This window comes from Streptomyces calvus (assembly GCF_006782915.1).
In the GTDB taxonomy this organism is placed as follows: Bacteria; Actinomycetota; Actinomycetes; order Streptomycetales; family Streptomycetaceae; genus Streptomyces; species Streptomyces calvus.
The window spans coordinates 46,906-61,164 of record NZ_VCNP01000011.1 but is presented as its reverse complement, the minus strand read 5'-3'; the positions used below and the strand labels follow the sequence as shown (position 1 = coordinate 61,164).

Sequence of the window (14,259 nt, the reverse complement as noted above, 5' to 3'; positions counted from 1 at the left end):
TGCTTACGACCCATGCTACTTACGAGTAACGTGACTGCCCAGCCCCGTCGCCTGGAGCGGCGAACATCACACGTCCGGCCGCGCCGGCCCGGCCCGTCCGGCGTCCGGGAACACGGCCCGTCCGCGGCCGGCGCGCCCGGTCACGGTGGTGCCGTGGAGCCCCGCGGAGTCAGGACCGGCGTCGGCACGGGATGGGATCCCGGACCCTCTCCGGTGATCGTCCCGAACAACGTGCGCGCCACCTCCGCGCCGAACCCGTGCACGTCGTGGCTCATCGCGGAGAGCGTCGGATGCGTCAGCCGGCACAGCTGCGAGTCGTCCCACGCCAGCAGCGACACGTCGTCCGGGACCCGCAGGCCCATCTCGGCCGCCACCGACAGACCGGCCACCGCCATGATGTCGTTGTCGTACACGATCGCCGTGGGCCGCTCACCCGGCGCCGCCGCCAGCAGCGAACGCGTCGCCCGCGCGCCCGCGTCCCCGGAGAAGTCCGTCGCCACCTGCCACGCCCGGGCGGCCGGCTCCAGGGACCGCACCGCCTCGTCGAAGGCGGTCGTGCGGATCGACGTGTGGCCGAGCGCCGCCGCCCCGCCCACCCGGGCGATCCGCCGGTGACCGAGCGCCGCCAGATAGCGCACCGCCTCGGTCACCGCCGTGGCGTCGTCGGTCCACACCGAGGTCAGCCCGCCGGTCAGCGACGGATGCCCGACCGCCACCACCGGCAGCCCGAGCCGCCCGGCCACCGCCGGGCGGGGATCGTCGGCGCGGAAGTCCACCAGGATCGACCCGCCGATCTGCCGCCCGCGCCACCACGACTCCATCAGCCCGACCTCCTCCTCCGGGCTGCGCACCAGCCGCAGCAGCAGCGAGCAGGACCGCTCGACCAGGACGCTCTCCACCCCGGAGATGAACTCCATGTAGAAGGGCTCAAGACCGAGCAGCCGGGCGGGCCGGCACACGGCCAGCCCCACCACGTCCACCCGCGAACCGGCCAGGGTCCGCGCGGTCGAACTCGGCGCCCAGCCCAGCTCCCGCGCCGCCCGGAAGATCCGGTCCCGGGTGGCCTCCGACAGGCCGGGCTTGTGGTTGAAGGCGAGGGACACGGCCCCCTTGGACACGCCGGCGCGCGCGGCGACGTCCTTGATGGTGACGCGAGGGGGCGGCGTTGCCGTCATCGAGTGGGCTCCACGCAGTACAGGGCACGACGGGCGGTTTCCGGGTCCGGAGTCTTCCAGCCCCGCACCCCGATGGTCACCTCCTCGCCGGGAAGCAGCGTCACCAGCCCCCGGTCGGCGCGCGCGTCCGCATCCAGCCGGTCGGCCTGCAGCAGCAGGTCCCGTACGAGGGTGCGGGCCGTGACCGTGATGCCGTCCGGGACGAGCGCGACCTCGAACTCCGGGCGCGGGTAGGGGATGTCCCGGTCCGGCGCCGGGAAGTGCAGCGCCCGCAGCGCTCCTCCGGTCCCGGCCTCGTCCGGCCGGGAGGGCTCCCACGCGTCGGCGACCAGGAACTCCGCGGGGCCGACGGGTATCAGCTCCGGCGGTACCTTCACCTCGGCCACCGTCCGCGCCCCGGCGGCCAGTACGAGGGCCGCCTCTCCGATCACCGTGCCGTCGACGGACATCCGCCGCAGCCGCAGCGACCCGTGCCAGTCCTCGGCCGCCTGGTTGACCGCCGCCACCACCGGACCGTCACCGTCCGCGCGCACGGTCAGCAGCCGGTCCGCGTACAGCCGCCGCAGCTCGTGGTAGAGCGGCTTCTCCCGGCCGTCCCCGTCGATCGCGGCCCAGGAGGTCACCGGCCAGCAGTCGTTGAGCTGCCACACCACCGTGCCCGCGCACACCGGCCAGTGCGAACGCCAGTGCTCGATCCCGGCGGCCACGGCCCGCGCCTGGTTGACCTGCGTCAGATAGTGCCAGCGGTCGAAGTCCCCCTCCGGCAGGGCGAAGTGGCGGGCCAGCCCGCGCTCCAGCTTGCCGTTGCCGTCGTCGGCCTTCTGGTGGTGCAGCATGCCGGGCGAGTCGGGCGCGAGTTCCTCACCGGGCAGCGCGCGGCGCAGCGTGGCGTACGCGGGCGGCGCCTGCCAGCCGAACTCGGCCACGAAGCGGGGCACGGTCAGCCGGTAGTCGGCGTAGTCGGTGCGGTTCCACACCTCCCAGGAGTGGTGCGTGCCGTGCGCCGGGTCGTTCGGGTGGTGCCGCCAGGACCCGGACCAGGGGCTGCCCGCCGTGTACGGCCGTGTCGGGTCCGACTCGGCGACCACGCGCGGCAGCACGCCCAGGTAGTAGCCCTCGCCCCAGGAGTCCCCGGCCAGCCCCGGCTCCCAGTCCCAGTCCCGGAAGCCCCACAGGTTCTCGTTGTTGCCGTTCCACAGCACCAGCGAGGGGTGCGGCATCAGCCGTACGACGTTCTCCCGGGCCTCGGCCTCCACCTCCCCGCGCAGCGGCTGCTCCTCCGGGTAGGCCGCGCAGGCGAACGGGAAGTCCTGCCAGACCAGCAGGCCCAACTCGTCGCAGGCGTCGTAGAAGTCCTCGCTCTCGTAGATCCCGCCGCCCCACACGCGGACCAGGTCCACGCCCGCGCCGGCCGCCTGCTCCAGGCGTCGCCGGTAGCGTTCCCGGGTGATGCGGGACGGGAAGACGTCGTCCGGGATCCAGTTGACGCCCCGCGCGAACAGCCGCTCGCCGTTGACGACCAGGGTGAACCCGGTCCCGTGCGCGTCGGCCGAGGTGTCCAGCTCCAGCGTCCTGAAGCCGATCCGGCGGCGCCACACGTCCAGCGCCTCCTCGCCGTGCAGCAGCGTCAACTCCACGTCGTACAGCGGCTGTTCGCCGTACCCGCGGGGCCACCACAGCCGGGCGCCGGGCACCTCGACGCGTACGGTGCCGTGCGTGCCGTCGATCTCCGCGCGGGCGCGTACGCCGCCGACGGCCGCCTCCACGGTGAGCGGCGCCTCGACCCGGGTGCGCTCGACGTCGACGGCCAGTTCGACCCGGCCCGTGCCGCCGTCGACCGTGACCAGCGGCCGCACCCGGGCGATCCGGGCGGTGGACCAGCGCTCCAGCCGCACCGGCCGCCAGATCCCGGCCGTCACCAGCGTCGGCCCCCAGTCCCAGCCGAACGAGCAGGCCATCTTGCGCACGTACTGGTAGGGCTCGGCGTAGGCGCCGGGCCGTTCGCCCACCGTGCCGCGCACCGCCTCCGCCTCGGCGTAGGCGGAGGCGAACCGCACCGCGAGCCGTCCGCTCAGCCCCGTCACGTCGAAGCGGTACGAGCGGTGCATGTTGCGCACCCGGCCCAGCGACCGGCCGTCGAGCAGGATCTCCGCGACCGTGTCGAGCCCGTCGAAGACCAGGTCCGTCTGCTCGTGCGCGCCCGTCCCGGCCGGCAGGTCCGTCTCGTACGTCCAGTCCCGCCGGCCCACCCACGCCACCTCGGCCTCGTTGCGGCCGAGGAAGGGGTCGGGGATCAGACCGGCCGCCAGCAGATCGGTGTGCACGCACCCGGGCACCGAGGCCGGCAGCTCGGCGCCCGTGCCGTCCGGGTGTCGCAGGATCCATCCGTCGGTGAGCGGTGTGACCTGACGCATGCACACTCCCTAAACCGGTTCACCCATGTCTGGGCAACGTTTTGGCATCGTTGGCGCAATAGAGACTTTACCGGTTCAGTAAGGTGCTGCCAGAGTGCCGAACCAGCCAACCCACTCGTGCTCGTCCGCCCCGTGAACGGAGCTGGTGCACATGAACCGACGCAAGGCACTCGCCGGATCCCTCGCCGTCCTCGCCCTCCTGGCCTCCGCCTGCACCGGCACGGGGGGATCCGCCGAGGGCGCCGACGCCGAGGCGCCCGACGACCCGTCCGCGGTCAAGGGGTCCATCACCGTCCTCACCCACCGGACCGACCTTGTGCAGGACGGGACGATGAAGAAGTACGCCGCCGAGTTCAACAAGACCCATCCCGGGGTGAAGGTCGAGTTCGACGCCCTCACCGACTACGAGGGCGAGGTCAAGATCCGTATGAACACGGAGAACTACGGCGACGTCCTGATGATCCCCGCGGTCATCGAGAAGAAGGACTACCCGCGGTTCTTCGCCTCCCTCGGCAGCGAGGCCGAACGGAGCGCCACGTACCGGTTCACCGACTACGCCACCGTCGACGGCAAGGTCTACGGCCAGAGCCCGATCGGCGTCGTCCCCGGCTTCGTCTACAACAGGAAGACCTGGAGCGCGGCCGGCGTCACCGACTGGCCCACCACACCCGACGCGTTCCTCGACGCCCTGCGGGCCATCAGGTCGAAGACCGACGCGGTGCCGTACTACACCAACTTCAAGGACATGTGGCCGCTGACCCAGTGGACCAACGTCAACGGCTCCGTCGGCTGCGACCCGGACGCCACCACCCGGCTCGCCGAGGGCGACCCCTGGGCCGAGGGCGCCGACCTGCGCGTGGCCGACACCCTGCTGTACGACATCGTGCGCGGCGGCCTGGCGGAGAAGGACCCGACCACCACCAACTGGGAGGCGTCCAAGGCGAAGCTGGCCAAGGGCGAGATCGCCACCATGTGGCTGGGCTCCTGGGCCGTCGTGCAGCTGCGGGCCGCCGCCGAGCAGGCCGGCACCGACCCCGCCGACATCGGCTTCATGCCGTTCCCCGCGCAGCAGGACGGCGCCTTCTGCGCGGTGACCTCCCCGGACTACCAGCAGGCCGTCAACGTCCACTCCGACAACAAGGCCGCCGCGCGCGCCTGGATCGACTGGTTCACCGACACGTCCGGCTACGCGGCCGCCAACCTGGCCCTGTCCCCGCTGAAGGACGCCCCGCTGCCCGACGTGCTGAAGCCCTACGAGGAGCGGGGCGTCGAACTCATCGACCTCGACGACACCAAGGGCGGCGAGGTGAAGACCATCGACAACCGATCAGAGGTCGGCATCTACAAGCCCGACTACCGCCAGGAACTCGTCGACCTGGCCCGCGGCGCACGCGAGGGCAGCCTGGACGGCTTCTTCGACGACCTCGGCGAGCGGTGGGCCGAGGCACGCGACTCCCTGGGGTCCTGATGGCGGACACCACCCGCGAGGCGGCGCGGCCGGGCACACCGGCCGCGCCCGCCCGGCCCGGACGCACCGCCCGCGCGCCGCGCCGCGCCCCGCTGCCGCGCCGCCTGACCCCCTGGCTGTTCCTGCTGGCCCCGCTGGCCCTGCTGCTGACGTTCACCTACGCGCCGATCGCCAACATGATCGCGTACAGCTTCACCGACTGGGACGGCGTCAGCCCCGAACTGAACTACACCGGAACCGGGAACTACACCGAACTCCTCACCCGCTCCGAGCTGTTCGAGGTCTTCTTCGTCAGCGGCTACTACCTCGTCGCCTCCGTGGTGCAGATCGTCCTCGCCCTGTACTTCGCCACGGTCCTCAGCTTCGACGTGCGCTTCCGGAACTTCTTCAAGGGCGTGCTGTTCTTCCCGTACCTGATCAACGGGGTGGCGATCGGTTTCGTCTTCCTCTACTTCTTCCAGGACGGCGGCACACTCGACTCCGTGCTGCGCCTCCTCGGCGTCGAGACCGACCACGCCTGGCTGGGCACGCCGTCCTCCGCGAACACCTCGCTCGCCGGCGTCTCCGTCTGGCGCTACCTGGGCCTGAACTTCGTGCTGTTCCTCGGCGCCATCCAGTCCATCCCGGGCGAGCTGTACGAGGCGGCCGAGATCGACGGCGCGAGCCGCTGGCACCAGTTCCGGCACATCATCGCGCCCGGCATCAGGCCCGTACTGAGCCTGAGCGTCATCCTGTCCGTCTCCGGCTCGCTGTCGGTCTTCGAGATCCCGTACATCATGACCGGCGGCGCCACCGGCACCGAGACCTTTGTGATCCAGACGGTGAAGCTGGCCTTCCAGTTCAACAAGACCGGGCTCGCCTCGGCCGCCGCCGTCGTGCTGCTGCTGATCGTGCTGGCGGTCACCTGGGTGCAGCGGCGCATCGTCCCCGACGAGAAGGTGGACCTCGTATGACCCGCCGTACCGTGGCCCGGGCCCTGGTGTACCTGTCGCTGGTGCTGGCGACGCTGGTGGTGCTGCTGCCGCTCGCCGTGGTTCTGCTGACCTCGCTGAAGTCCTCGAAGGAGATGGCCAACGGCAGCGGCGCCCTCGCCCTGCCCGACGACCCGCTGAACCTCGACAACTACGTGACGGCGTTCCGCGACGGCCAGATGCTGTCCGCCTTCGGCAACACGGCGATCGTCCTCGTCGTCGCCGTCGGCGGCACGATCCTCATCGGCTCGATGACCGCGTACGCCGTCGACCGCTTCCACTTCCGGTTCCGGAAGCTGGTCGTGGCGCTGTTCCTGCTGGCCGCGCTGGTTCCCGGCGTGACCACGCAGGTGGCGACGTTCCAGATCGTCAACAGCTTCGGGATGTTCGACAGCCTGTGGGCGCCGATCGCGCTCTACATGGGCACCGACATCGTGTCGATCTACATCTTCCTGCAGTTCATCCGCTCCATCCCCGTCTCGCTGGACGAGGCGGCCCGCCTGGACGGAGCCAACGCCTTCACGGTCTACCGCAAGGTGATCTTCCCGCTGCTCAAGCCGGCGATCGCGACGGTGGTCATCGTGAAGGGGATCACCGTCTACAACGACTTCTACATCCCCTTCCTCTACATGCCCTCCGAAGATCTTGGCGTGATCTCGACGTCGCTGTTCCGCTTCAAGGGCCCGTTCGGAGCGCACTGGGAGACGATCTCGGCGGGCGCGATCCTGGTCATCCTGCCCACCCTGATCGTCTTCCTCTTCCTCCAGCGCTTCATCTACAACGGCTTCATGCGGGGCGCCACGAAGTAGGGCCGGCCGCGGCCCTACGCGGACGGCCGGGCGGTGAGCGCCTCCACCAGGACCGGCGTGACCTGCTCGATCTGCCAGGCCCTGGCCCCGAGGCCGGCCAGCGCCCGCGCGACGGACTCCGCGTCGACGGTCTGCGGCGGCTCCCAGCAGACCCGGCGCACCGTGTCCGGCGTGATCAGGTTCTCCTGCGGCATGTTCAGCCGTTCCGCCAGCGCGCTCACGCCCGCGCGGGCCGCGGACAGCCGGGCCGCGGCCTCCGGGTCCTTGTCGGCCCAGGCGCGCGGGGGCGGGGGACCGGTCACGGGCTGGCCGGGCTGCGGCAGCTGCGACTCGCTCAGCGCCCTGGCCCGGTCGACGGCCGCCTGCCACTGCTCCAGCTGGCGCCGGCCCACCCGCTGCCCGAAGCCGTTCAGCGCGGCCAGCGCGTGCACGTTGGCCGGCAGCGCGAGCGCGGCCTCGACGATCGCGGCGTCCGGGAGCACCTTGCCGGGGGAGACGTCCCGGCGCTGCGCGATCCTGTCGCGGGTCTGCCACAGCTCCCGTACGACCGCCATCTGCCGGCGCCGGCGCACCTTGTGCATGCCGGAGGTGCGCCGCCAGGGGTCCTTGCGGGGCTCCGGCGGCGGTGCCGAGGCGATCGCGTCGAACTCCTGCCGGGCCCACTCCAGCTTGCCCTGCCGGTCCAGCTCCTTCTCCAGCGCGTCCCGCAGGTCGACCAGCAGCTCGACGTCGAGGGCGGCGTAGCGCAGCCAGGGCTCGGGCAGCGGACGGGTGGACCAGTCCACGGCGGAGTGGCCCTTCTCCAGGACGAAGCCGAGCACGTTCTCGACCATCGCGCCGAGGCCGACGCGGGGGAACCCGGCCAGGCGTCCGGCGAGCTCGGTGTCGAACAGGCGGGTGGGCACCATGCCTATCTCGCGCAGGCACGGCAGGTCCTGGGTGGCGGCGTGCAGCACCCACTCGGTGCCGGACAGCGCCTCGCCCAGAGCGGACAGGTCCGGGCAGGCGACGGGGTCGATCAGCGCCGTGCCGGAGCCCTGGCGGCGCAGCTGGACGAGGTAGGCGCGCTGGCCGTAGCGGTAGCCGGAGGCACGCTCGGCGTCCACGGCGACGGGGCCGGTGCCGGCGGCGAAGGCGGCGACCGCCTCGGCGAGGCCGGCCTCGTCCGCGATCACCGGCGGAATGCCCTCGCGGGGCTCGAGCAAGGGGATCGGCGCCTCTGCAGCAGAAGATCCGTCGTCGTCCGGAGGGGCGCCTCCGGTGGTTCGCAGGGGACTGTCTGCTGCGGTGTCGTGGGCGTCGGTCACCTGTCAAGGGTATCCGTGCCGCGAAGGCGCCCGTCGACGGAACGTTCCGTTGACGGGCGCCTGAAGGTCGTATTCCGGTCAGGAGGGTGAAAGAAGCGGTTCGCGTGTCCGTGGCCGGGGCGGAACCGGAGGGGAGGGGGTGGGGGGATCGGTGTCGGGGGAGGTCAGTGGATGATGCCGGTGCGCAGGGCCACCGCCACCATGCCGGCGCGGTCGCCCGTGCCGAGCTTGCGGGCGATGCGGGCGAGGTGGCTCTTGACGGTCAGCGCGGACAGGCCCATGGAGACGCCGATCGCCTTGTTCGACTGGCCCTCCGCCACCAGCCGCAGCACCTCGACCTCACGGCCGGACAGTTCGCGGTAGCCGCCCGGGTGGCTCGGGGCGCCCGGGGGGCGGCGGTGCAGGCGCGCGGCGGCGGCGCCGATGGGAGCCGCACCGGGCCGGGTGGGGAGCCCGAGGTTGGTGCGGGTGCCGGTGACGACGTAGCCCTTCACTCCGCCGGCCAGCGCGTTGCGCACGGCGCCGATGTCGTCGGCGGCGGACAGGGCGAGGCCGTTGGGCCAGCCCGCGGCGCGGGTCTCCGACAGGAGGGTGAGGCCGGAACCGTCCGGCAGGTGGACTTCGGCGACGCAGATGTCGCGGGGGTTGCCGATGCGGGGACGAGCCTCCGCGACGGACGAGGCCTCGATCACGTCACGGACACCGAGCGCCCACAGGTGGCGGGTGACGGTGGAACGGACGCGGGGGTCGGCCACGACCACCATGGCGGTCGGCTTGTTCGGGCGGTAGGCGACCAGGCTTGCGGGCTGCTCGAGGAGAACGGACACCAGGCCTCCTGGGGTGCGGGACGGGGCCGGCTCGTGGGGGGTGAAGCCGGGACGAACCGTGCTTTCAAGGTCACAGTCGTCTTCGGCATCAAACCTGGCGTCCTTTAGGAAGTGATCACGATCTGGTGAGTAACAATCCGTGCAATTCGGACGCGCGATCGATCATTCGAAGATCGAACGGTTTCGCTCTGCGTCATAACGCTTCCGAAAGTGGCCGTATCGACAAAGAGATCGGCGTCGGTGATTACCGGCGCCGAGAAGCGGGAAACCCGCGGCCGACGCGGGCCGGGACCTCAGCGCGACTGCGGTCCCCTGCGCTGCGGCAGCGTCACCACCGACGCGTCCCCGGGAGCGGCCGGCGGCAGCCCGGCGACCTGCGCCAGCAGGTCGCACCACGCGGCCAGGTGCGCGGCCGTGTCCGGCACCCCGCCCAGCCCTTCACGCGGCGTCCACGAGGCCCGGATCTCGATCTGCGAGGCGGCCGGCCGCTCGGCCAGCCCGCCGAAGTAGTGCGAACTCGCCCGCGTCACCGTGCCGCTCGGCTCGCCGCACGCCAGCCCGCGCGCCGCGAGCGCACCGGTCAGCCACGACCAGCACACCTCGGGCAGCAGCGGATCCGCCGCCATCTCCGGCTCCAGCTCCGCGCGCACCAGCGTCACCAGCCGGAAGGCACCCCGCCAGGCCTCGTGCCCGGCCGGGTCGTACAGCAGCACCAGCCGGCCGTCGGCCAGGTCCTGCTCGCCGTCGACGACCGCCGCCTCCAACGCGTACGCGTGCGGAGCGAGCCGCTTCGGCGCGGGCGCCGGATCCACCTCGATCTGCGGCCGCAGCCGCGCGCCGCGCAGCGCGTCGACAGCGGCCTGGAAGGGCAGCGGAGGCGCGCCCCCGTGCCCGAGCCCACCCTCGGTCCCCTTCGGTTCGTCCATATCGCCAGCGCCGTCCGACAGTCGTCCCTGAGCCGCAGCCATGCGGGGAAGATTAAGCGGAACGCGCTCCCGGCGCAGGGAGGGACACCCGCGCCGCCCCGCGCTGGCCGGATCCTGCACCAGGGGTGGCCTGCACCCGGTGCCCTGCGGTCCGGGCCCGTCCGCCGGTCGTGCGAGACTTGCCGACGTGAGTGCCAACGCAACCCCGACGGGCCAGACCCCGACAGCGACCTCCGACGCCGTCAAGGACGACGCGGTCCAGGAATCAGCCTTCCTCAAGGCCTGCCGGCGCGAACCCGTGCCGCACACCCCGGTGTGGTTCATGCGGCAGGCCGGGCGCTCACTGCCGGAGTACCGCAAGGTGCGCGAGGGCATCGGCATGCTCGACTCCTGCATGCGTCCCGACCTCGTCACCGAGATCACGCTCCAGCCGGTGCGCCGCCACCACGTCGACGCGGCGATCTTCTTCAGCGACATCGTCGTCCCGCTCAAGGCCATCGGCATCGACCTCGACATCAAGCCCGGCGTCGGCCCGGTCGTCGAGCAGCCGGTCCGCACCCGCGCCGACCTCGACCGGCTGCGCGACCTCACCCGCGAGGACGTCACCTACGTCACCGAGGCGATCGGGATGCTCACCCGGGAACTCGGCCCCACCCCGCTGATCGGCTTCGCGGGCGCCCCGTTCACCCTGGCGAGCTACCTCGTCGAGGGCGGCCCGTCCCGTACGTACGAGAACGCCAAGGCCATGATGTACGGCGACCCCGAGCTGTGGGCCGACCTGCTCGACCGCCTCGCCGACATCACGGCCGCGTTCCTGAAGGTGCAGATCGAGGCCGGCGCCTCGGCGGTCCAGCTGTTCGACTCCTGGGCCGGCGCGCTCGCCCCGGCCGACTACCGGCGCTCGGTGATGCCGGCCTCGGCGAAGGTGTTCCGCGCGGTGGCCGGCCACGGCGTCCCGCGCATCCACTTCGGTGTCGGCACCGGTGAGCTGCTCGGCCTGCTGGGCGAGGCCGGCGCGGACGTCGTGGGCGTCGACTGGCGTGTCCCGCTGGACGAGGCCGCCCGCCGCGTCGGCCCCGGCAAGGCGCTCCAGGGCAACCTCGACCCGACCGTGCTGTTCGCCGGCCGTGAGGCCGTCGAGACGAAGGCCCAGGAGGTCCTGGACGCGGCGGCCGGCCTGGAGGGCCACGTCTTCAACCTCGGCCACGGCGTCATGCCGTCCACCGACCCGGACGCCCTGACCCGGCTGGTGGAGTACGTGCACACCCGCACCGCGCGCTGACCGCCGCCCGGCCGGCCGGGGACGGGTCGGAACGCGGAGCAGGGGTACTGGGCATACGCTGACCATGAGGTTCACCTTCCGGAACGGGCAGGTGGAGGCCGCATGAGGCTGGAGATGTTCGACCCTGCTCCGATCGGTGTGGTGTTCACCGAAGGACCGGAGCACCGGCTGGCGTACACCAACGAGGTCCACCGCAAGACGTTCGGCGACCGGCCGCTCGGCCGGACCGTGCGCGAGGCCTTCCCGGACCTCGCGCAGTCCGGCTACCTCGACATCCTGGACCGGGTCTTCGCCACGGGCACGGCCGAGGTGCTCATCGACGCGCCCATCGACCTGGACTTCGCCGACGGCCCCGGCGGCGGGACGCGCTACTTCTCGTTCAGCTTCTCGCACGCCACGACGAGCGACGGCCGGCCCGGCGTGCTCGGCGTGCTCGTGGAGACCACCGAGCGGGTGACCAGCGCCGAACGCATCCGCGTGCTGTCCGAGGAACGCCGCCGCGCCCTGCTGCGCTACCGCAGCCTGGTCAGCGCCGGATCGCAGATGGTGTGGGTGACCGGCCCCAAGGGCGGCGTCACCGAGCCGAGCCCCGGCTGGCAGCGCGTGACCGGGCAGAGCTGGGAGGAGTTCCGCGGCGAGGGATACATCGACGCCATCCACCCGGACGACCGCGCCACCGCCGCCGAGGTGTGGCAGCGCGCCCTGGCCGAGCAGGCATCGCACGTGACCTACACGTACCGGCTGCGCACGGCCGCGGGCGACTACCGGCACTTCGCCGTCGAGGCCGCACCCGTCCGCGACGGCGACACGGTCGTGGAATGGGTGGGCACCTGCACGGACATCGAGCAGGAGTGGCAGGAGGCCCGCCGTGCGGAACTCCTGGCCCGCGCGAGCGCCGCGACGGCCGGCATCGTCCGCCTGGACGAGATGCTGGCCGCCCTGGCCGGGGTGATCGTGCCGGAGATCGCCGACAACTGCACGATCTACGTCCTGCCGCAGGCCCTGCACCGCCTGCCGGGCACCGCGCTCACCGCCGACCGCGTCGCCGCCGTCCACCGCGACGGGCTGCCCGACCTGCCCCCGCACCACGAGATGCACCTGGAGTCCGGCAGCCCGCTCGCCCGCGCCGCCGACGGGCGACGCCCGGTCCACGCCGTCTTCCCGCCCGGCTCACCGCCGCCCGACCTCGTCCCGCCCGACAGCGAACCCTGGCTCGCCGACGGCGCCAACAGCGTCGTCCTGTTCCCCGTCGTCGTGGACGGCACCACCGCCGCCCTCGTCACCGCCTCCGTCTGCGGCGACCGCACCCCCCTGGGCCCCACCGACATCAGCCTGCTGCGGATGGTGCTGAAACGCTCCCACACCCCGCTGCGCAACGCCCTGGAGTACCAGCGCACCCGGCAGGTGGCGCTGGCCCTCCAGCGCAGCCTGCTCACCGAACCGCCGCGCGTACCCGACCTCGGCATCGCCGTGCGCTACCGCCCCAGCACCGCCGCCGCCGAGGTGGGCGGCGACTGGTACGACTCCTTCGAGCTGCGCGACGACGCCGTCGCCCTCACCATCGGCGACGTCTCCGGCCACGACCTGCCCGCCGCCGTCACCATGAGCCAGCTGCGCAACATGCTCCGCGGGCTCACCCTGGACCGCCAGGAACCCACCGGCACGATCCTGCGCCGCCTCGACGTCGCCGTGCAGACCCTCTACCTGGAATGCACCGCCACCTGCATCCTGGGCCGGGTCGAACGCCCCGACCCCGGCCACTTCCAGCTCAACTACTCGGTCGCCGGCCACCCTCCGCCCCTGCTGGTCGCGGCGGACGGCGACGCCCGCTTCCTGACCGAGGCCCGCTCCCCGCTGCTCGGACTCGTTCCCGAGCCCGACCACACCAGCGCCACCGAACCGCTGCCGCCCGGCTCGACCCTGCTGCTCTACACGGACGGTCTGGTGGAGCGCCGCGGCGAGGACCTGGCCGTCGGCCTGGAGCGGCTGCGCCGCCACGCGGCGACCGCCGTCCGGCTGCCGCTGGAGGCCTTCTGCGACCGGCTCCTGGACGACCTGCTGACCACCGACGGCGACGACGACGTGGCCATGGTGGCGGTGCGCGTGCCCGTGGCCCCGGCCGACGGCCCGGTCGACCGCGGCGGGAACGGCTGACCGCGGCCGCCCCGGACCGGCCGGCGGACACTCTTCCCGTTCCGTCCGTCCGTGCGCGGGGCCGGCCCCTACCAGGTCCGGCGGGCGCGGCGGCCGAAGAGGACGCCGCGGGGCTCCGGTGGCGGAGGAGTGCCGGGTTTGAGGGGCCAGGCGAGCAGCGCCCCGACGGCGAACCCGACGACGTGCGCCACATAGGCGACCGTGCCGGCGGCGGAGACGCCCTGCCCGGTGGAGTAGACGGCCTGGAGGACGAACCACAGGCCCAGCACGATCCAGGCGGGCAGCCGCAGGGGCAGGAAGACCAGGAAGGGGACGAGGACCCAGACGCGGGCTTTCGGATAGAGCACCAGATAGGCGCCGAGCACTCCGGCGATCGCCCCGGAGGCGCCGATCAGGGGTTCGTGCGAACCGGCGTCGAGGAGGGAGAAGCCGTAGCAGGCCGCGTAGCCGCAGACGAGGTAGAAGAGCAGGTAGCGGACGTGACCCAGGCGGTCCTCGATGTTGTTGCCGAAGATCCACAGGAAGAGCATGTTGCCCAGCAGGTGCAGCCAGCCGCCGTGCAGGAACATCGCCGTGAGGACGCTCAGTTCGGGGGACTTGTCGTAGCCGGGCGGTCCCACCACGCACCCTGGCCCCTGCGGTCCGACGCCGGTCTGGCCGGTCGGGACCAGCCGGGGCATGCGGTGGTGGATCAGCTCCTGCGGCACCACCGCGTACCGCTCCAGGAACGCCTGGAGGTCGCACAGCCGCGCGAGAGAGCTCTCGCCGGTCACCGAACCGACGACGCCGGGCGTGAGGAAGACGAAGACGACGACATTGGCGACGAGCAGGGCGTACGTCACCCAGGGGGTGCGCCGCGCGGGGTTCACGTCATGGACGGGGATGACCACATCCCACAGGTGCCCGGGCGGCGGTCGGTGAATCCG

The 14,259-nt window shown here is 72.4% G+C and carries 11 protein-coding genes; 5 read left to right on the top strand and 6 right to left on the bottom strand.

The features are described from left to right. Positions 1-140: 140 nt before the first annotated feature. The gene (locus FGW31_RS06685) at positions 141-1,175 is read right to left on the bottom strand and encodes a LacI family DNA-binding transcriptional regulator (protein WP_142192428.1); all 1,035 of its coding nucleotides are present in this window, start codon (positions 1,173-1,175) and stop codon (positions 141-143) included. Then, positions 1,172-3,589: a glycoside hydrolase family 2 protein gene (locus FGW31_RS06680; protein ID WP_142192427.1), complete on the bottom strand. Its 2,418-nt coding sequence runs from the start codon at positions 3,587-3,589 to the stop codon at positions 1,172-1,174. The genes FGW31_RS06685 and FGW31_RS06680 overlap by 4 nt, the downstream gene beginning before the upstream one ends. Positions 3,590-3,740: 151 nt before the next feature. On the opposite strand from FGW31_RS06680, the gene FGW31_RS06675 reads away from it, so the two are divergent. From FGW31_RS06675 to FGW31_RS06665, 3 genes are read left to right on the top strand one after another with little or no spacing between them, the layout of a single operon-like run. Then, positions 3,741-5,057 carry an ABC transporter substrate-binding protein gene (locus tag FGW31_RS06675; RefSeq protein WP_142192426.1) on the top strand — a complete coding sequence of 439 codons (1,317 nt, stop codon included), beginning with the start codon at positions 3,741-3,743 and terminating at the stop codon, positions 5,055-5,057. After that, positions 5,057-6,010, top strand: coding sequence for a carbohydrate ABC transporter permease (locus tag FGW31_RS06670; RefSeq protein WP_142192425.1), 954 nt, complete (start codon positions 5,057-5,059; stop codon positions 6,008-6,010). Before FGW31_RS06675 ends, FGW31_RS06670 begins: the two co-directional genes overlap by 1 nt. After that, on the top strand, positions 6,007-6,837 hold the full coding sequence (locus FGW31_RS06665) for a carbohydrate ABC transporter permease (protein WP_142192424.1): 831 nt from the start codon (positions 6,007-6,009) through the stop codon (positions 6,835-6,837). Before FGW31_RS06670 ends, FGW31_RS06665 begins: the two co-directional genes overlap by 4 nt. Before the next feature lie 14 nt (positions 6,838-6,851). Here the strand turns inward: FGW31_RS06665 and FGW31_RS06660 are convergent, their stop codons facing one another. From FGW31_RS06660 to FGW31_RS06650, 3 genes are all read right to left on the bottom strand, one after another. Then, a complete protein-coding gene (locus FGW31_RS06660; RefSeq protein WP_142192423.1) occupies positions 6,852-8,144 on the bottom strand; it encodes an HRDC domain-containing protein in 1,293 nt (430 codons plus the stop codon). 164 nt (positions 8,145-8,308) lie between these two features. Then, positions 8,309-8,971, bottom strand: a complete 663-nt coding sequence (locus FGW31_RS06655; RefSeq protein ID WP_004923664.1) for a helix-turn-helix transcriptional regulator — start codon at positions 8,969-8,971, stop codon at positions 8,309-8,311. A 293-nt stretch (positions 8,972-9,264) separates the two neighbouring features. Beyond that, positions 9,265-9,939, bottom strand: coding sequence for a DUF3000 domain-containing protein (locus tag FGW31_RS06650; protein ID WP_142192422.1), 675 nt, complete (start codon positions 9,937-9,939; stop codon positions 9,265-9,267). Between the two features lie 145 nt (positions 9,940-10,084). On the opposite strand from FGW31_RS06650, the gene hemE reads away from it, so the two are divergent. Continuing rightward, positions 10,085-11,179, top strand: a complete 1,095-nt coding sequence (gene hemE / locus FGW31_RS06645) for a uroporphyrinogen decarboxylase (protein WP_142192421.1) — start codon at positions 10,085-10,087, stop codon at positions 11,177-11,179. Positions 11,180-11,281: 102 nt separating this feature from the next. Continuing rightward, entirely contained in the window at positions 11,282-13,333 is a 2,052-nt protein-coding gene (locus tag FGW31_RS06640) for a SpoIIE family protein phosphatase (protein ID WP_142192420.1), read from the top strand. Between the two features lie 68 nt (positions 13,334-13,401). Here the strand turns inward: FGW31_RS06640 and FGW31_RS06635 are convergent, their stop codons facing one another. Further along, positions 13,402-14,223, bottom strand: coding sequence for a rhomboid family intramembrane serine protease (locus FGW31_RS06635; protein ID WP_142192419.1), 822 nt, complete (start codon positions 14,221-14,223; stop codon positions 13,402-13,404). Positions 14,224-14,259: the final 36 nt, after the last annotated feature.

Excerpts from the sequence above, each read along its gene's own strand:
- FGW31_RS06685 (WP_142192428.1), bottom strand. The coding sequence starts at position 1,175 with ATGACGGCAACGCCGCCCCCTCGCGTCACCATCAAGGACGTCGCCGCG.
- FGW31_RS06680 (WP_142192427.1), bottom strand. The coding sequence starts at position 3,589 with ATGCGTCAGGTCACACCGCTCACCGACGGATGGATCCTGCGACACCCG.
- FGW31_RS06675 (WP_142192426.1), top strand. The coding sequence starts at position 3,741 with ATGAACCGACGCAAGGCACTCGCCGGATCCCTCGCCGTCCTCGCCCTC.
- FGW31_RS06670 (WP_142192425.1), top strand. The coding sequence starts at position 5,057 with ATGGCGGACACCACCCGCGAGGCGGCGCGGCCGGGCACACCGGCCGCG.
- FGW31_RS06665 (WP_142192424.1), top strand. The coding sequence starts at position 6,007 with ATGACCCGCCGTACCGTGGCCCGGGCCCTGGTGTACCTGTCGCTGGTG.
- FGW31_RS06650 (WP_142192422.1), bottom strand. The coding sequence starts at position 9,939 with ATGGCTGCGGCTCAGGGACGACTGTCGGACGGCGCTGGCGATATGGAC.
- FGW31_RS06640 (WP_142192420.1), top strand. The coding sequence starts at position 11,282 with ATGAGGCTGGAGATGTTCGACCCTGCTCCGATCGGTGTGGTGTTCACC.